This window comes from Nonomuraea corallina (genome assembly GCF_027620315.1).
GTDB classification, from domain to species: domain Bacteria; phylum Actinomycetota; class Actinomycetes; order Streptosporangiales; family Streptosporangiaceae; genus Nonomuraea; species Nonomuraea corallina.
In genome coordinates this window covers 1-17,317 of the sequence record NZ_JAPNNL010000156.1, presented here as the reverse complement: position 1 = coordinate 17,317, position 17,317 = coordinate 1, and the positions used below count along the sequence as shown (strand labels likewise).

The 17,317-nt window shown below is 72.7% G+C and carries 18 protein-coding genes; 6 read left to right on the top strand and 12 right to left on the bottom strand.

Translation table 11 applies throughout. The features are described 5' to 3' along the window. The 8 genes from OUY22_RS28845 to OUY22_RS28810 form a co-directional block, all read right to left on the bottom strand. The coding region (locus tag OUY22_RS28845; protein WP_270158339.1) for a serine/threonine protein kinase at positions 1-1,123 on the bottom strand (1,123 nt) is incomplete at its 3' end. Continuing rightward, positions 1,123-2,598, bottom strand: a complete 1,476-nt coding sequence (locus OUY22_RS28840) for a tetratricopeptide repeat protein (protein ID WP_270158338.1) — start codon at positions 2,596-2,598, stop codon at positions 1,123-1,125. The genes OUY22_RS28845 and OUY22_RS28840, both read right to left, overlap by 1 nt. A 158-nt stretch (positions 2,599-2,756) precedes the next feature. Next, a complete protein-coding gene (locus tag OUY22_RS28835; protein ID WP_270158341.1) occupies positions 2,757-3,344 on the bottom strand; it encodes a Uma2 family endonuclease in 588 nt (195 codons plus the stop codon). Between the two features lie 45 nt (positions 3,345-3,389). Beyond that, positions 3,390-4,043 (bottom strand): adenosylcobinamide amidohydrolase, encoded by a 654-nt coding sequence (locus OUY22_RS28830; protein ID WP_270158337.1) that lies wholly within the window; start codon positions 4,041-4,043, stop codon positions 3,390-3,392. Continuing rightward, a complete protein-coding gene (locus tag OUY22_RS28825) occupies positions 4,040-4,813 on the bottom strand; it encodes an ABC transporter ATP-binding protein (protein ID WP_270158336.1) in 774 nt (257 codons plus the stop codon). Before OUY22_RS28825 ends, OUY22_RS28830 begins: the two co-directional genes overlap by 4 nt. Beyond that, positions 4,810-5,808: a FecCD family ABC transporter permease gene (locus tag OUY22_RS28820; RefSeq protein ID WP_270158340.1), complete on the bottom strand. Its 999-nt coding sequence runs from the start codon at positions 5,806-5,808 to the stop codon at positions 4,810-4,812. Before OUY22_RS28820 ends, OUY22_RS28825 begins: the two co-directional genes overlap by 4 nt. Before the next feature lie 77 nt (positions 5,809-5,885). Next, a complete protein-coding gene (locus OUY22_RS28815; protein ID WP_270158335.1) occupies positions 5,886-6,848 on the bottom strand; it encodes an ABC transporter substrate-binding protein in 963 nt (320 codons plus the stop codon). A gap of 197 nt (positions 6,849-7,045) precedes the next feature. Further along, positions 7,046-7,903: a Gfo/Idh/MocA family protein gene (locus OUY22_RS28810; RefSeq protein ID WP_270158334.1), complete on the bottom strand. Its 858-nt coding sequence runs from the start codon at positions 7,901-7,903 to the stop codon at positions 7,046-7,048. A gap of 91 nt (positions 7,904-7,994) precedes the next feature. On the opposite strand from OUY22_RS28810, the gene OUY22_RS28805 reads away from it, so the two are divergent. After that, positions 7,995-8,579 carry a histidine phosphatase family protein gene (locus tag OUY22_RS28805; RefSeq protein ID WP_270158333.1) on the top strand — a complete coding sequence of 195 codons (585 nt, stop codon included), beginning with the start codon at positions 7,995-7,997 and terminating at the stop codon, positions 8,577-8,579. Positions 8,580-8,615: 36 nt separating this feature from the next. Here the strand turns inward: OUY22_RS28805 and OUY22_RS28800 are convergent, their stop codons facing one another. The 3 genes from OUY22_RS28800 to OUY22_RS28790 all read right to left on the bottom strand — a co-directional run bounded on the left by OUY22_RS28800 (position 8,616) and on the right by OUY22_RS28790 (position 10,019). After that, complete coding sequence (locus OUY22_RS28800; RefSeq protein ID WP_270158332.1) at positions 8,616-8,873, bottom strand: hypothetical protein; 258 nt, start codon at positions 8,871-8,873, stop codon at positions 8,616-8,618. An 87-nt stretch (positions 8,874-8,960) separates the two neighbouring features. Further along, on the bottom strand, positions 8,961-9,197 hold the full coding sequence (locus OUY22_RS28795) for a DUF397 domain-containing protein (RefSeq protein WP_270158331.1): 237 nt from the start codon (positions 9,195-9,197) through the stop codon (positions 8,961-8,963). Then, positions 9,198-10,019, bottom strand: coding sequence for a helix-turn-helix domain-containing protein (locus tag OUY22_RS28790; protein ID WP_270158330.1), 822 nt, complete (start codon positions 10,017-10,019; stop codon positions 9,198-9,200). A gap of 222 nt (positions 10,020-10,241) precedes the next feature. On the opposite strand from OUY22_RS28790, the gene OUY22_RS28785 reads away from it, so the two are divergent. Then, positions 10,242-10,745 (top strand): ATP-binding protein, encoded by a 504-nt coding sequence (locus OUY22_RS28785; RefSeq protein ID WP_270158329.1) that lies wholly within the window; start codon positions 10,242-10,244, stop codon positions 10,743-10,745. Positions 10,746-10,823: 78 nt separating this feature from the next. Next, positions 10,824-13,229 (top strand): helicase-associated domain-containing protein, encoded by a 2,406-nt coding sequence (locus OUY22_RS28780; RefSeq protein WP_270158328.1) that lies wholly within the window; start codon positions 10,824-10,826, stop codon positions 13,227-13,229. On the opposite strand, the gene OUY22_RS28775 is transcribed toward OUY22_RS28780, so the two are convergent. Beyond that, a complete protein-coding gene (locus OUY22_RS28775; RefSeq protein ID WP_270158327.1) occupies positions 13,213-14,232 on the bottom strand; it encodes an ABC transporter substrate-binding protein in 1,020 nt (339 codons plus the stop codon). The two genes, OUY22_RS28780 and OUY22_RS28775, sit on opposite strands and share 17 nt — an antisense overlap. An 85-nt stretch (positions 14,233-14,317) precedes the next feature. On the opposite strand from OUY22_RS28775, the gene OUY22_RS28770 reads away from it, so the two are divergent. Genes OUY22_RS28770 through OUY22_RS28760 form a run of 3 tightly spaced genes read left to right on the top strand, consistent with a single transcriptional unit; the run spans position 14,318 to position 17,255 of the window. Next, on the top strand, positions 14,318-15,448 hold the full coding sequence (locus OUY22_RS28770) for a FecCD family ABC transporter permease (protein WP_270158326.1): 1,131 nt from the start codon (positions 14,318-14,320) through the stop codon (positions 15,446-15,448). Continuing rightward, a complete protein-coding gene (locus OUY22_RS28765) occupies positions 15,445-16,452 on the top strand; it encodes a FecCD family ABC transporter permease (protein ID WP_270158325.1) in 1,008 nt (335 codons plus the stop codon). The genes OUY22_RS28770 and OUY22_RS28765 overlap by 4 nt, the downstream gene beginning before the upstream one ends. Then, on the top strand, positions 16,452-17,255 hold the full coding sequence (locus tag OUY22_RS28760; protein ID WP_270158324.1) for an ABC transporter ATP-binding protein: 804 nt from the start codon (positions 16,452-16,454) through the stop codon (positions 17,253-17,255). Before OUY22_RS28765 ends, OUY22_RS28760 begins: the two co-directional genes overlap by 1 nt. Positions 17,256-17,317: the final 62 nt, after the last annotated feature.

The window sequence follows — 17,317 nt, the reverse complement described above, 5'->3', positions numbered from 1 at the left end:
CGGGACCGCCGCCGTACGGGGAGCCGAGGTGCGGGCCGGAGTGCGGGCCGGAACCGGGACCCGTGCCGTAGTGCGGGCCGGAACCCGGGCCCGGACCGTGATGAGGTCCTGACCCCGGACCTGGACCGTAGTGCGGACCTGACCCCGGACCGGCACCATAGTGCGGACCTGACCCCGGGCCTGGGCCGTAGTGCGGACCGGAACCCGGCCCGGTGCGCGGGCCGGTGCGCGGGCCGGTGCCGGCGCCGGTGCCGGTGCCGGTGCGCGCGCCCGTGTCGGCCGGCGAACCGGTGATCGCCTCGCGCAGCGCCTCGACGAACGCCGCGCACGACGCGAAGCGCTGCTCGGGCGTCTTGGCCAGGGCGCGCATCATCACCCCGTCGACCTCCGGCGGCAGCTCCGGCCGCAGCTCCGTCAGCGGCGTGGGCTGCTCGGCCAGGTGGGCCCAGAGCAGGGCGATGTCGTTGTCCCGCTGGAACGGCAGCCGCCCGGACAGCCCCTCGTACACCACGCAGCCCAGGGCGTACTGGTCGGCCCGGCCGTCGATGTGCTCCTTGTTGATCTGCTCGGGGGACATGTAGCGGGGCGTGCCGATGAACTGGTCGGTCTGGGTCAGCCCGGAGATCGAGGTGCGGTGCTTGGTGATGCCGAAGTCGGTCAGGTAGACGTGGTCGCCGGCGAGCAGGATGTTGGCCGGCTTGACGTCGCGGTGGATCAGGTCGTGCGCGTGCGCGGCGTCGAGCGCGGCCGCCACCTGGGCGAAGATCCGCAGGCCCTGGTCGAACGGCAGCGGCCCCCGGTCGTAGATGAACCGGCGCAGGTCGAGCCCGTCGACGTAGCGCATGGCGATGTAGAGCACCCCGTCGGCGTCGGCGTTGGCCTCGTAGATCGGGATGATGTTGGGGTGCTCGATGCTGGCGACCGTGCGGGACTCCAGGATGAACCGCTGGCGGAAGCGGTCGTCGACGCTCAGGACCGGGTTGAGGATCTTCAGGGCGACGCGCCGGCTCAGCCTCGGGTCCAGGGCCAGGTAGACGACGGCCATGCCGCCCTTGCCGATGATGTTCTCGATGTAGTAGCCCGCCACCTCCTGCCCGATGAGCGCCCTGTCGTTCACGTGCATCACGACGTCTCGATGGGCTGGCCGCAATAGCCGCAGAACCGGTGCGCCTGGCCGAGCCGCATGCCGCAGGCGGTGCAGAACGTGGTGGCGGGCTGCTGCGTGGTCAGCACCTGCCCCTGCTGCGGGACCACCGGGAACTGCTGCGACCGGCGCACCATGATCGTCTGGTTGGCGCCCTCGTCGTACGCCGGCTGCTGCGGGACGAGCGGCGGCGGCTGCCGGTCGTCCGGCCCGTCCCCGGCCCCGCGGCGGCGCCACAGCAGGAACGCGCCCACGGCCGCGCCCGCGAACAGCACGCCCGCCGCGACGATGAACGGCCAGAGCGGCAGGCCGGAGGAAGCCGGGGCGGCCGCCCGTCTGGTGCCCGCGTCCTCGGGGCCGCCCCGCTTGGCGAGCGCGACCTTGAGCAGGTCGGCGGCCACCACGTTGCCGGGATAGAGCTCCAGCACGCGCTGGAAGCCGGGCGCGGCCTCGGTGTAGTACTTGGTGTGGTAGCGGGTCAGCGCCGCCTCGAAGGCGGAGTCGATCGCCCCCCGGCGCGGCGCGACGCCGGCCTTCGACAGGGTCGAGGTGATCTCCCGTACCCCGATCATCCTGGCTTCCTTGCCGCCGCCGACGAGCATCCCGACGACGTGGCCGTCCTTGTCGCCGATGACGGGGGCGCCGGCCAGGCCGCGGTCGGCCAGGCCGCCCAGCTTGACGGGCTCGTCGACCTTCTTCTCAGGGTCGGCGAACGGCCTGCCGTTCTCTCCGGAGCCGCCCTTGCCGAGGTGGGCGATCTCGACGGTGGTGCGCACGCTCGGGCCGGGCCGGCCGAGGAAGCCGGCCACACTGGTGGGGGCGCCCTGCTGGTCGGGCACCTTGTCGGCGAGCGGGGCGGTGGGCATGCCGACGCTGCCGACCGCGCGGGCCACGGGCATCAGCACGGCGGGGCTGTCGGGGCCGGAGCCGGCGCGCACCAGTTCGGCCTTGAAGCCGTCGGTGTCGGCGGGCGAGACGTTCGGGAAGACGGTGATGTCGGTGGTGACGTCGATGATGCAGGTCGCGGTGGACCTCTTCGGCGGGTAGCAGTCCTTGAGGTGGCGGTTCAGGATCGGGTCCTTCACCGAGTGGCGCTCGTCGTCCTGCGGCACCTTCACGTCGTGGTGGTCGGCGAACACCTTGTTGGCCGCCCTGACGGCGACGTCCTCGTCGTCGGTCTTGACCACGCGGGTGAGGGTGACGATCGCGCCGTCGGGGTTGACGACGATGCCGGTGCCCTGGCCGATGGGGAAGTCGTAGGAGCGCTCCACGTGCCGCAGCCGGCTGACATGGTCGAGGAGGGTGATCTCGACGTGGGAGACGGCCTCCACGCGCACCACGGCCGGTGTCACCAGGTCGGTGATGCCGCTCGGGTGCTCGTGGGCGACCGCGGGCAGGGTGAGAAGCGCGATCGTCGCCGCGACACCGCCTGTCAGCACTGTGGTACGTGCCATCACCGCTCCCGCACGAAGGGTCAGAACAAGGGTCCCAATCACCCGGCGTAAGTCAATAGATCCGCGTATGACGAAGCGGTTGCAGTACTTCCCCCGACGTTAAGCCCCTTGACGCCCTATCGTCCGGAGGCCGTCGAGCGTTACATCCCGGGGGCGCCTCAGCTCAGTTCGGCAGGGTCGAAGCTGACGGGGAACGGCTCGGCGAGTTCGGCGACCGTCCCGGCCTTGTGGACGGCGGGCGGCCCGTAGACGTCGCCGTCCACAAGGTCGTACACGTAGAGGACGGGCCCCTCACCGAGTTCCACCCGCCAGTAGGACGGGATGCCGACCGCGGCGTACGCCTCCGTCTTGAAGGCCCTGTCGCGCAGCTTGGTGCTCGGGCTGACGATCTCCACGGCCAGCGCGACGTCTGACGGCGTGAACATCAGGCCTGCCGTCCTCGCCCTCTCCCTGGGTACGACGACCAGGTCGGGGATGAGGAAGTCCTTATCGCTCACTTTCAAGTTGATCGTCGTCAGAGGGATCAGGTCGCCAGGCAGGGCTTTCAGCAGAATCTCCATCATGAACGTGATGGCCAGCTGATGTTGCGAGGTGGGGGCAGGGCTCACCAGTAGGCTCCCGTTGAAGAGCTCATAGCGGTTCCCGTCGTCGGGGAACTTGAGCAGGTCGTCGACAGTGAACGGCGGCCTGCCCGGAAGAACCGTGCGCGCGCTCGTCGGTTCGGTCGTCGGTTCGGTCGTCGCCATGATGGTCACCCGCCCAGTATCGGGAATCCGGCCCTCGCCCACATGCTACTTACCCAGAATTCCTGACTTTCGGTAACCGGGCCGCCACGCTTCGGCGCCCTGCCTGACGGCGGCGTGGACGGCGCGGGCCAGCCGGGCGCCCCACTCCGAGCGCGGCCCGCAGAACACCTCCTCGGGGCCGGAGTCCCGGACGGCCAGGCAGACCGCGTCGGAGGCGGTGCCGGTGCACGGGTAGCCCGCCTCCAGCAGCGCCTGTGTCTTGGCCTCGGTCATCGTCATGACGGCGTTGACCAGGGCGGCGTCCGTCATCGCGACCGGCAGCGTGGCGACGATGTTGACGGTTCCGGCCATCGGGGCCAGCTCCGGGTCGGCCGCGCCCTCGGGGGCCGCCGCCCAGGTCGGGACGCGTAACCCGACCGTGGCGACGGCCTCGGCCCCGCCGTCCCCGGCGCGGGCGTAGCGGTCGACGGAGGCGGCCGTCATCATGCCGACGCCGTCGCCTCCCGGCCCCAGCTCGGTCAGGTGCGCCACCGGGTCCATGCGCGCGTACCCGGCGGCGACCTGCGCGTTCAGCACCCACGCGCGTGGTCCGATGCCGCCGCCGAGCATCGCCGAGGAGATCATCCGCCACCCGGGCCCGAACTCCCACAGCAGCGACCCGAGCCTGTCGCCGTCCTCGACGCGGTAACCGAGCTTCACGTCCGCCCCCTGACCAGGTGGACCACGGGCCGGCCGCCGGGTCCTGGCTCGATCATGACCCGCGCCTCGAAGTGCTCGCCGACGAGGGCGCCGGTGAGCACCTCGGCGGGGGCGCCGCGGGCGACGGACCGGCCGCCGGCCAGCAGCAGGAGCGTGTCGGCGTACTGGCCGGCGAGCGTCAGGTCGTGCAGCGTGGTGATCACGGTCAGGCCGTCGGCGGTCCTCAGCCGGTCCACCAGTTCCAGCACCTGCTGCTGGTGCCCGAGGTCGAGCGCGGTGGTGGGCTCGTCGAGCAGCAGCACCGGAGCCTGCTGCGCGAGGGCGCGGGCGAGCACCACCCGCTGCCGCTCGCCGCCGGACAGCTCGCCGACCCTGCGGGCGGCGAACGCGGTCAGTCCCAGCCGCGCCAGCACGCCCGCGGTGATCTCCCGGTCGCGGCGGCTCTCCCGCCCGAGATACGGGATGTACGGGGTACGGCCGAGCAGCGCGTAGTCGAAGACCGTCATGTCGGGCGGCAGCGCCGGCGTCTGCGGCGCGTAGGCGACCAGCCTGGCCCGCTCCCGGGGCTTGAGCGAGCTGCCCGGCCGGTCGCCGACGACCACCTGGCCCCGATGGTCCAGCACCCCCATGACGGCCTTGAGCAGGGTGGACTTGCCCGCGCCGTTGGGCCCGATGACCGCGAGCCACTCGCCGCGCGGCACGTCGAGGTCCACCCGGTCGAGCACGTCGCGCCCGCCGAGCCGTACCGACAGGTCCTCGACGCGGATCATGTCGCGACCCCTCGCCTCATGCGCAGCACGGCCACGAAGAACGGCGCGCCCACGAACATGGTGACGACCCCGATCGGCAGTTCGGCGGGGGCGATGACGGTCCGCGCGAGCAGGTCGGCCAGCACCAGGAAGGCGGCGCCGCCGATCAGGGACAGCGGCAGCACGCTGCGGTACGAGCCGCCCGCCAGCAGCCGGGCCACGTGCGGCACGACGATGCCGACGAACCCGATGAGCCCGCTCACCGCCACCGCCGACGCCGTGGCCAGGGAGGCGGCCAGCAGCACCACGAGCCGCACCCGGGCCGCCCGCACGCCGAGCGAACCGGCCTCCTCGTCGCCGACCGCCAGCACGTCCAGCATCCGCCCGTGCGCCATCAGCACGGCCACGGCGACGGCCGCGTACGGCAGCACCAGCCGGACCTGGTCCCAGCCGCCGCTGACGTCGCCCAGGATCCAGGAGTAGACGCGCCGCAGCTCCTCCACCCCGAGCTGCTGCACGAACGTCTGGATGGCGGTGAGGAAGGAGGTGACGGCCACCCCGGCGAGCACCAGCGTGGCAGTGCCGCCGGTGCGTCCGGCGGCGTTGCCCAGCGCGTAGGCGAGGAACACGCCGCCGACCGCGCCGGCGAACGCCGCGACCGGGGTGGTGAGCGCGGAGCCGGGCAGCAGCACGACCGCCACGGTCGTCATCAGCCCGGCCCCGGCGGCGGCGCCCAGCAGGTACGGGTCGGCCAGCGGGTTGCGGAAGACCCCCTGGTAGCCGGCCCCGGCCATGGCCAGCAGCCCGCCGACCACGGCCGCCAGCAGCACGCGGGGCAGCCGCAGCTCGTAGAGCAGCCCCTGCTCCACGGGCGTCAGTCCGGCGTCGGCCGACACGAACGGCAGCCAGTCGGCCACCTGGAGGACGACCTGCCAGGGCGAGATGTCGGCGGCGCCGCCCAGCAGGCCGGCGATCATGACGGCGGCCAGCAGCAGCAGCGCCCCCGCCAGCCACAGCGGCCGGGCGCGGGCCGGCCGGACCTGCGCCGCCGGGACGGGCTCCGCGTGGGCCCCGGCGGCCTGCTCGGCGAGCACTATCGGGAAGCCGCCTTCGTCACCGCGTCCCCGACCGTCCGCGCCAGGTCGACGACGCGCGGCCCCCAGCGGGAGGCGATGTCGTCGTCGAGCTCGATCACCTGGTCGTTCTTGATGGCGGACAGGTTCTTCCAGCCGGGGCGCCGGGCGAGGGCGTCCTTGTTCTGCCCGCAGCACTTCACGTCCGCCAGGAAGATCAGGTCGGGGTCGGCCTTGGCGATGAACTCGGTGGACAGCTTGGGGTAGCCGCCCGCCGCGTCCGGCGCCTGGTCGGCGATGTTGGTCAGGCCGAAGAGGTTGTAGACCTGGCCCATGAAGGTGGTGGACGTGGCCGCGTACGGGGTCTGGTCGATCTCGTGGTAGTACGTCAGCTTCTTGTCCTTGGGGGCCTCGGCGGCGAGCCGGTCCAGGGTGGCCCGCATGGTGGAGACCACCTCCTCCGCCTTCTGCCGGTTGCCGGTGGCCGCGCCGAGGTCGGTGATCTCGTCGTACGCCTCGTCGAAGGTCTTGGCGGAGGGCTCGAAGAGCACCGGGACGTTCAGTTTGGCCAGCTTGTCGACGATCTGGTCCATGTCGTCGGAGACCACGACCAGGTCGGGCTTCTGGGCGATGATCGCTTCGACGTTCGGCTTGAAGCCGGACAGATCGGTCCTGGGCGCCTCGGGCGGGTGGTTCGACCGGTCGTCGACCGCGATGACCTGGGGGCCGGCGCCGATGGCGAACAGCGTCTCGGTGTGGGTGGCCGACAGGGACACGATGCGTTCGGGCTTCTCGCCGATGGTGACCGCGCCGTTGGCGGCCTGCACCGTCACGGGGAAGGCGGCGCCGGCCTGGCTCGAGGTGCTCTGGCCGGTGCTCTGAGTGGTGGGGGCGGGGGTGGCTGTCGTGCCGGGCTGGCCGCAGGCGGCCAGGACGAGCGTTCCCAGCAGCGCGCCCGCGAGCGCCGTGCGTACGGGCCTCACAGGTAGTCCTTTCACACTGTCGGAACCGAGAGACCCGCGATGAGCGACGGATCACCCTTTTCCACGAGGGTTGATGACGTCACGCAGAGGCAGGCGACCTGGCTATGACAGTTGCGGGACAGCGCCGGACTCGCACCGGACTTCGCTGCGCACTGCGCGTCGGACAAACGCTATCAATCCTCCTGGAGGCGTCCGCGTCAAGGGGTGCGCAGCTGGGATTCGGCCTCCTCGATCACCCGCTGGAGGCGCAGGCCGTGCGCCGCGTCGAGCGGATGGCCGCCACCCCGCCGCACCGTGCGGGCGAACTCCTCGGCCACCCGGGGCAGCGCGTCGCCGCCCGGGTCGAGCACCGCGGACCCCTTCCTGCCGTACACGGCCGCGCTCGCGGGCGGCAGGTCACCGGCGGCGGCCTGGCTCAGCGACACCTCGCTGACCGCGCCGCCCTCGTGCTCCAGCAGCAGCCCCGCCCAGCGCAGCGGGTCGCCGTGCGCCCGCACGCCGGTGATCGGGCCGAGCGCGGCGTCCATCAGGTCCACCATGTGCGGCCCGGCGTCGAGCAGCGCGCCCCGCTCCAGCCGCCAGGGGGTGGCGAACGGGTGGTCGCCGAGGAGGGCGCCGGAGATGTTGGCGGCGTGCCCGCCGAACGGCTCGATCTCGCGGCACCGCTCCAGGAAGACCCGGGTGCCGGGCGCGTACCGCAGGGTGAGCACGAGCTGGCTGGGCACGCCCGACTCGACGACCGCGTCCGCGAGCCGGCGCGCGCTGTCCAGGCAGTCGCCGAGCGGCTTCTCCAGCAGCAGCGCCTTGCCCGCCCGCGCGGCCCGCACGGCCAGCTCGGCCTGGACCGCGGGCGGCACGCAGAACGCGACCGCCTCGCAGGCGTCGAACAGCTCCTCCAGCCGCTCGTACACGGGCGCGCCGAGCCGGGCGGCGGCCTCGGGCCGGCGCGCCCAGACGCCCGCGAGCCTGGTGTGCGGGCCCGCGGCCAGCATCGGCGCGTGCGCCATCTCCGCCCACGGCCCCGCCCCGACCAGCCCGACGGCCACCGGCTCCATCGCGATCCCCTCCCGCCCGATGCTTCTCGGTTGGAGACCCTACTCAAACGTCCCCGCCGCTATCCGCCGGGGCGTGCCGGATGATGGACGCATGGACGAGATGGTGTTGCTCCGCCACGGTGAGACGGAGTGGAGCCGGACGGGCAGGCACACCGGCCGGACCGACGTGCGGCTGACCCCGCGCGGCGAGGAGCAGGCCAGGGCCCTCGCCCCGGTGCTCGGCCGGAGCCCGTTCGCCCTCGTCCTGGTCTCGCCGGCGCTGCGCGCGACCCGGACCGCCGACCTGGCCGGGCTGGCCGCGTACGAGGTGGACCCCGATCTGTGGGAGTGGGACTACGGCGGCTACGAGGGCGTGACCACCCCCGACATCAGGAAGGACCGGCCGGGCTGGTACCTGTGGCGCGACGGCGTGATGCCGGGCGGCACGCCCGGGGAGAGCGCGGCGGAGGTGGGCGCCCGCGCCGACCGGGTGATCGAGCGGTGCGTGCGGGTGGAAGGGCGGGTGGCGCTGGTCGCGCACGGTCACCTGCTGCGCGTGCTCACCGCCCGCTGGCTGCGCCTGCCGCCGGCGGACGGGCGGCTGTTCGGGCTCGACACCGGCACCTACTCGCGGCTGGCGTTCGAGCACGGCGAACCGGTGATCAGGACGTGGAACGCCCCCGTCACCGGCTCCTGAGCGGCGGGCCGCCGGGGCGGCTCAGGACAGGGCGGCTCAGGACAGGGCCTGCGCGGGCTGCGGCCCGCGGCCGGTCAGCCACTCCAGCACGCTGCGGTGGCCCTGGGCGGCGTCCTCGAAGTGCCCCCAGTGCCAGTAGCGCGGCTGATCCCTCAGGCCCGTCACCCAGGTCCGGTACGACACCGAGCCTGTGGAGGTCGCGGGCGCCACACCGTAGGTGCGGACCACGACCTTGCCGCCGGGTGCGAACAGCACGTCATCGGCGATCGGGTACAGCGTCATCTGGTCGAGCATGATCCGATCGTCCCCCGGTGAGTCGGCTCGCCCGTTACGCCTCCGGCGCGCCCCGGTTAAGCAGGGCCGCCGGAGGTTAACAGCGTGTTACACGAGCAGGCCGTCGAATTCTCCGTCCTTCACCCCGAGCACCAGCGCCCGGATCTCGTCGCGGGTGTAGATCAGCGCGGGGCCGTCGGGGAAGCGGGAGTTGCGCACCGCCACCCCGCCGTCGGGGAGCTTCGCGAGTTCCACGCAGTTGCCCTGCGAGTTGCTGTAGCGGCTCTTGCGCCACGCCACACCGGACAGGTCGCCGGCAGGCATGCCGTTATAGGTCTGATTCATCTACATCTTTCTGAGAAGGCCGCCGATGAGCTCGACGGTGCCCCCCGGCGTGGTGCTCTCCACGCACAGCTGCTCCATGGCCGTGAGGTACGGGTCGATGTCCTCGCGCTTGTCCAGGTACAGGGCACCCCAGAGCTGTTCGACGTAGACGACGTCCGACAGGTCGGACTCGGGAAACCGCAGGATGCTGAACGCGCCCCCTTCGGCAGCGTGCATGCCGAATCTGAAGGGCATCACCTGAAGGGTGATGTTCGGCAGGGCGGCGACTTCCAGCAGATGACGGAGTTGCTCGGCCATGACCTTCCGCCCGCCGATGGTCCGCTTGAGCGTCGCCTCGTCGATGACCGCCCACAGCCGCGGGCCGTCGTTCTTGGTGAAGCGCTCCTGACGCTGCATGCGCAGATGCACGCGGCGTTCTATCCGTTCGGCGGACATGTCGGGGTTGCCGAGCTGGATCACCGATCGCGCGTATGCGGCCGTCTGCAGCAGGCCCGGCACGAACTGCACCTCATAGGTGCGGATCATGCTCGTGGCCTCCTCCAGCCCCACGTAGGTGGTGAACCAGGTGGGCAGCTCCTGCGAGTAGTTCTGCCACCAGCCGGGGGTGTTGGCCTCTCGGACCATCTCCAGAAGGGCACGGCGTTCGGCGTTGTCGACGACGCCGTACAGCGTGAGCAGGTCCTCCACATCACGTGTCTTGAAGCCGACGCGCCCGAGTTCCATTCTGCTGATCTTGGACTCGGAGGCCCGGATGTGGAATCCGGCCTGGTCACGCGTGAGCCCGCACTTCTCGCGCAGGCGCCGCAGGCTCGCACCGAGCATGATGCGCCGAACGGTCGAAGCTGAACCGGGCGGATCAATGGACACGTGGTGCTCCTTGGTCGTTTCCTTGTCACACAGTCTGTCACTTCACGGCCGAAAGATCATGGGCCGCGGACAAGATCCCCTTTCCGACTGATTGACCCTTTGGAGGGAACGGTAGCGCTTGCACGGGGTGTCTGCACGTGCATTCGCTCTTGCAAGTGCACGAGAGCTTGCCGCACAATGATCACCGTGCAATCCACCACCGCAGTCGGCCAGTGGACCACGTTCGACTGGTGGCCCCCCGTCGGCTGGTGGCCGGAGGCGGCGCGCGATCTCCTCGAACCCGGCCCCTCCGCGAGCGCCACGTTCGTGCTCCCCGCCACCGCCTCGTCCATCCACTGCGCGCGCAGCTACACCACCGGCGTGCTGGCCGCGTGGGGCCTGGCCGAGCTGGCGGAGAACATGGAACTGGTGGTCTCCGAGCTGGCCACCAACGCCCTGCGGCACGGCGTGCGCGCCGACGACCCGTGCCGGCGCGGTCCCGTGCACATGTCGCTCGTCCGCCGCGGCAACCTCGTGACCAGCGCGTTCGCCGATCCCGGGGCCTCGGTGCCCGCCCTGAGATACTCTGGCCCCCTGGATACCGGCGGCCTGGGTCTCCACATCGTCGACTCACTGAGCCTTCGCTGGGGCTGGTCCGCGCTCTCGCCCCACGGGAAGATCGTGTGGGCGGTCCTCTCCTGACCGAGAGTGATCTGCACTACCGTGGATGGTCATGGCTCACGGTGAGTTCCACGCGCGACCCCATGAGAGTGCTGACCGATGGACGATCACCTGCTCGGCTGGCTACGGACCCTCGACGAAGACAGGCTCGCCCGCGTCCTGACGCACCGGCCTGACGCCCTCGCCGCCCCCTGGCCGCGCCGGCTCGACACGCTGGCCCAGCGGCTGAGCAACGGCTTCGCGGTGATGGCGGCGCTGCGCGCCCTCCCGCTCCCCTGCCTGCAGCTCGCCGAAGCCTGCCTGGTCCTCAACCGGCCGACCGCCGAGCGGCTGGCCGGCTTCCTCGCCGCGCCGCGCGCCGAGGTCGACCGGTGGCTCGACCACCTCTACGACCACGCGCTCGCCTGCCCGACGCCCGACGGTGAGATCCACCTGGCCGAGGCCCTGGCCCGCTACTGGAGCGCGCCACTCGGCCTGGGCGAGCCGCTCGACCACTACCTCAACTCCTGGACGATCAGCGGCGACACGCTGCGCGCCCTGGCCCGCAGTCTGGGCCTGCCGCCCCACGCCAGCAAACGCCGCATGATCCTGCGGGTCGGCGAGGCGCTGTCCGACGGCGACCACCTGGCGGCGCTGCTGCGCCACGCCCCGGACGGCACCATCGAACTGCTCGACACGTTCGCCTGGCACGGCCCCGTACGCGAGGTCGACGGCGCCCTGTTCGTCACCCCCGGCACGCCCGAGCGGTGGGCGGCCGATCACGGCCTGCTCTACCGGCCCAGCTGGAACGTCGCCGAGATGCCGCGCGAGGTGGCGCTGTCGCGGCGCGGCCCCGGTTACCACCCGCCGTTCACGCCGCGCGCCCCCGAGGTCGCCACGATCCCGGTCGACCCCGAAGAGGTCGACCATCTGATGACGCTGGCCGCGCCGCACGTGGTGGAGCGCTGCGCGGCCCTGCTCGACAACACGTCCAAGACGCCGCTGCCGCTGCTCAAGACCGGCGGCGTGGGCGTGCGCGAGGTGCGCAGGATCGCCAAGGAGACCGGCTGCGACGAGGACGAGACCCGGCTGCTGCTGGAAGTCTGCGCGGTGGCGCGGCTGCTGGCCTGGGACGAGGAGTCCGGCGGCCTGGTGCCGACCGAGCGGTTCGACCGCTGGCGGCTGGACGAGGGCGCCGCGCGGCTGCGGGTGCTGCTGTCGGCGTGGTGGCGCATGGAGCGCTCGTCCCTGCGCAAGGTCGACGGCCGCTACGGCACGGTCCTGGGCGACGACCAGAGCGGCGCGGCGATGGCCCGCATCCGCCACGCCGTGCTGCCCGCGCTGCTGCGGCTGCCGTCCGCCACGGCCTTCGCCGGCCTCGACAGCCTGGTGGCCAACGTCCACTGGCACGCGCCGCTGCTCGACCGCGACCTGCTCGACCGGTGCGCGTCCGCGGTGATCGACGAGTCGCGGCTGCTCGGCCTCGTGGTCAACGACGCGCTCACCGACCTCGGCCGGGCGCTGGCCGCGCTGGCGGCCAAGGCGGGCGGCGAGAGCGACGACGCGGCCCCGCTGGTCGAGCGCGATCCCGCGCTGGTGGAGGCGTCCGTCCGGGCGCTCGCCAGCGTGCGCAGGAGCGCCCTGTTCGGGCCCGACCTGACCGCGGTGGTGACCGGGCCGCCCTCGGCGGAGCTGGCCGAGCTGCTCGACCGGGTCGCCGAGCGCGAGTCGCGGGGCGCGGCCTCGGTGTGGCGGTTCACCACCGAGAGCGTGCGCCGCGCGCTCGACCGCGGCCACGACGCCGACGAGCTGCTGGAGGAGCTGGCCGGGGTGGGCGCGGTGCCGCAGCCGCTGGAGTACCTCGTGCGCGACGTGGCCCGCCGGCACGGCGAGGTGACGGTGACCACGGTCGGCTGCGTCGTGCAGGCCTCCGACCCCGCGCTGCTGGCCGAGATCGCCGCCCACCGGCGGCTGTCGCGGCTCGGGCTGCGGCTGCTCGCGCCGACCGTGCTGATCGCCTCCGCCGACGCCGGGCGCACGCTCGCCGTGCTGCGCGAGGCGGGGTACGCGCCCGTGCCGGTCGCCGACACCGGCGAGATCGCCATCCGCCGCACCCGCGCCGAGGAGCCCCGCCACGGCAGGCTGATCCTGCTGCCGGGCGGGCAGGTGGCCGAGCTGTCCGACGTTGAGCCGCCCGACGGGCCGCTGATCGCCGAGCCGGCGCCCGACCCGCACGAGCACGCGCGACGCCTGATCGCCGAGAGCCGCCAGGCGGGCGAGCGCAACGGCCGCACCTGGGCGGTGATCGGCCGGATGGCCACCCGCCTGCCGACCGCCCAGCAGTCGCTGCTGGGCTTCGTGGTCGACCGTGGCGTGCGCGCGGGCATCACGCTGACGGACGGCCTGACCGCCACCATCAGCCACGGCGAGCTGCGCGGCGGCGCGCTCGACGCGTGGTGCGAGGAGGCGGGCGACTACCTGGAGTTCCCCCTCGCCGAGATCGTCGAGGTCAGGGGAGCTTACTAGCCTTCTTCAGGTTGGCCACGAGCTCCTCCAGGAAGTCGGCGTAGCCCTGGTAGCTGAAGGGCGCCTCGGCCCGCCACGGGTAGAGCTGGCCGGCCTTGACCGCGGGGAGCTCGGCGAAGGTCGGCTTCTTCATCATCTCCTCGGGCTTGAGCGCCTGCGTGCGGGTGTCGTACAGGATCACGTCGGCGTCGTAGGTGTCGGCGTTCTCCCAGCTGAGGGTCTGGAAGAAGCCGCCCTCGTCCACCTTCTCCGGCACGACGATGTCGAGGCCGTTGTCGACCAGGTGGCGCAGGTCGGCGTACTCGGGCGGGTTGACCACCCACATCTGGTCGGCGCCGCCCGACATCATGAGGATCTTGAGGTCCTTGAACCCGGCCAGCTCCTTGGTGGCGGCCTCCATGCGGGCCTTGGCCTCGGGCACGCCCGCCAGGTCGGCGCCGAGCGAGGTGGCCAGCTCCTCGTACTTGCCGATCACCTCGGTGGCGGTCTTGCCGGTGAGCATGACGCCGGCGGTGGGGGCGACCTGCTCGATGGTGTCCTTGGACTTCTCCGGGACGTACCAGAGGGTGCCGTTCTCGTACATGCTGCTGACGAGCAGCTCGGGCTGCAGGCTGATGTACTGCTCGACGTTGAACTCGTCCCACACGTTGCCCAGGCCGGTGACCTTGGTGATGTCGACGTTGCCGACCTGCGGGTCCTTGCTGCCGTCCTGGAGCTTGTGCGGGCCGAAGACGCCGATCGGGCGCACGCCGAAGTCCCACAGCGCGGCGGCGGCGCCGACCTGGGCGACGATCCTGGTGGGGGTCTTGTCGAGCTCGATCTTCTTGCCGCGGTCGTCGGTGAACGACCACGGCCGGGCGGCCGGCGCCGGCGATCCGGCGGGTTCGGCGGAGGAGTCCGTGCCCCCGCCGCCCCCGCCGCCGCAGGCGGCGAGGGTGACGGCGGCGGCCAGGCCCGCCGTCGCGGCGAGGAACCTCCGCCGAAGCATGACCGATCCCGACATGATCACTCCCTAAGGTTAGGCTTGCCTATGTGGCAAGGCTTTAGATTAGCCTTGCCTAAGCAAGACCGTAAGGAGAGGGGGTCGGGTGCGCCCGGCTGAGCACACGGGGCCCGCTGCCGGGCCGACCGCCGGGCCGACCGCCGGGCCGACCGCCGGGCCGACCGCCGGGGACGCGCACACGGCGCCCGCACGCGGGACGAGCGGACCGCCCCGGCGCGGTAAACAGGCCGCGCTCGCCGCGGGCCTGCTGGTCGCGCTCGGGCTGCTGCTGCTCGTGGGGCTGGCCAGCGTGGCGTTCGGCGCGCGGGCGATGCCGCTGACGGCGGCCCTGGACGCGTTCCTCGCCCCCGACGGCTCCAGCGACCACACCGTGATCAGGGAGCTCCGGGTGCCGCGCACGCTGCTCGGCATCGGCGTCGGCGCGGCGCTCGGCCTGGCCGGCGCGCTCATGCAGAGCCTGACCCGCAACCCGCTGGCCGACCCCGGCATCCTCGGCATCAACGAGGGCGCCGCGCTGGGCGTCACCCTCGCGCTCGGGCTGTTCGGGCTCACCGACCCGGCCGTGTACGTGTGGTTCGCGTTCGCCGGCGCGGCGGGGGCCTCGGTCGTCGTGTACTCGCTCGGCGCGTCGGGACGCACCGGAGGCGGCCCGGTACGGCTCGCGCTGGCGGGCATCGCGGTGGGCATGGTGTTCCACGCCGTCTCCTCGGCCATCCTGCGCCTCGACTCCCAGACCTATGACCGGATGCGGTTCTGGCTGACCGGCTCGCTGGCGGGGCAGACGGCCGACACCGCGCTGCGGCTGGCCCCGTTCCTGGCGGCCGGGCTGGTGCTCGGCCTGTTCCTGGGCAGACCGCTCAACATGCTCTCGCTGGGCGACGACGCCGGGCGCGCGCTGGGTGTGGCCGTCGGCCGCACCCGGGCGCAGACGGCCGTGGCGGTGACGCTGCTGTGCGGGGCGGCGACGGCGGCGGCCGGGCCGCTGTGGTTCATCGGGCTGGCGGTGCCGCATGCGGTGCGCGCGGTCGTGGGCCACGACATGCGGTGGGTGCTGCCGTACTCGGCGCTGGTGGCGCCGGTGCTGCTGCTCGGCGCCGACATCGTGGGCCGCCTCATCGCCCGGCCGGGCGAGGTCCAGGTCGGCATCATGTGCGCGGCCATCGGCGCGCCGATCTTCATCCTGATGGCCCGGCGCAGAAGGCTGGCCGCCCTATGAACGTCCGCCTGGGCCCCTGGTCGATCCGGCTGGCGCCGCGCTCGTTCGCCGTCACCCTCCTGCTGCTGCTGATCGCGTGCGCGGTGGCGGTGGCGGCGATCTCGACGGGCGAGTTCACCGTGCCGGTGCCGGACATCCTGGCCGCGCTGACCGGCGACGGCACGCCCGTCGCCGAGCTGATCGTGAACAAGCTGCGCGCCCCCCGGGTCGTCACCGGGCTCCTGGTAGGGGCGGCGTTCGGGCTGAGCGGCGCCATCTTCCAGAGCCTGACCAGGAACCCGCTCGGCAGCCCCGACTTCATCGGCTTCACCGCCGGCGCCTCGACCGGCGGCATCCTGACCGTGATCGCCGGCGGCTCGGCCGCGACCATCGCCGGAGGCGCTCTGGCCGGGTGCGTGATCACCGCCGTGCTGGTCTACGGGCTGTCGTTCCGGCGCGGCGTGCAGGGCTACCGGCTCGTCCTGGTCGGCATCGGGGCCAACGCCCTGCTGCTGGCCGCCAACTCCTACCTGCTGACCCGGGCCAACATCTACGACGCGGCCACCGCCGCCGCCTGGCTGACCGGCAGCCTGAGCGGGCGCGGCTGGGACCACGCCGTCCCTGTCGCCCTCGCGCTGGCGCTGCTGCTGCCGCTCTGCGCGTACGTGGCCAGGCCGCTGCGCATGATCGAGATGGGCGACGACGCCGCCAAGGCCATGGGCATCAGGGTCGAGGCGGTGCGCGCCGCCGCGATCGTGGCGGGCGTGCTGCTGTGCGGGGTGGCGACCGCCGCCGCCGGGCCGGTCGCGTTCGTCGCGCTGGCCTCGCCCCAGCTCGCCCGCCGGCTGACCCGCTCCCCCGGCGTCACCCTCGCCTCCTCGGCGCTCATGGGCGCCGTGCTGCTGACCGCCTCCGACCTCGTCGCCCAGCGTCTGCTGGCACCCGTCCAGCTGCCCGTGGGCGTGGTCACGGCCGCGATCGGCGGCGCGTACCTGGCCTTCCTGCTGCGAAAGGACCGTTACTGATGACCGCCCGCCTGTCAGGAACCGACCTCACCCTCGCCTACGATCAGCGGATCGTGGCCAGTGAGCTGTCCGTGTCCATCCCCGACCGGTCCTTCACCGTGATCATCGGCCCGAACGCGTGCGGCAAGTCCACCCTGCTGCGGGCGCTTGCCAGGATGCTCAAGCCGAAGAAGGGCGCGGTGCATCTGGACGGCGGCGTGATCACCGCGCTGCCGTCGAAGGAGGTGGCGCGCCGGCTCGGCCTGCTGCCGCAGAGCTCGATCGTGCCCGACGGCATCACCGTGGCCGACCTGGTGGCGCGCGGCCGCTACCCGCACCAGCGGCTGATGCGGCAGTGGTCGAAGGCCGACGAGGCGGCCGTCACCGAGGCGATGCGCGCCACGGACGTGGCGGGCCTGGCCGACCGGATCGTGGACGAGCTGTCGGGCGGCCAGCGGCAGCGGGTGTGGCTGGCCATGGCGCTGGCCCAGGAGACCCCCATCCTGCTGCTGGACGAGCCGACCACGTTCCTCGACATCTCCCACCAGATCGAGGTGCTGGACCTCTGCGCCGACCTGCACGAGGCGGGCCGGACCATGGTGGCCGTGCTGCACGACCTGAACCAGGCCTGCCGCTACGCCACCCACCTGATCGTCATGCGCGACGGCAGCGTCCTGGCCGAGGGCCGACCGGCCGAGATCGTCACCCCCGAGCTGGTCGAGCGGGTCTTCGAGCTGCGCTGCGAGATCATCCAGGACCCGCTCTCGGGCACCCCGCTGATCGTCCCCGAGTGCCGGGGCCGCCGGGTCGCCTCTCCCGCCTGACGCGGGCCGGTCAGGGCGCGCAGCGGCGGACGGCCAGCACGGCCAGGGCGCGGATCGTGCCC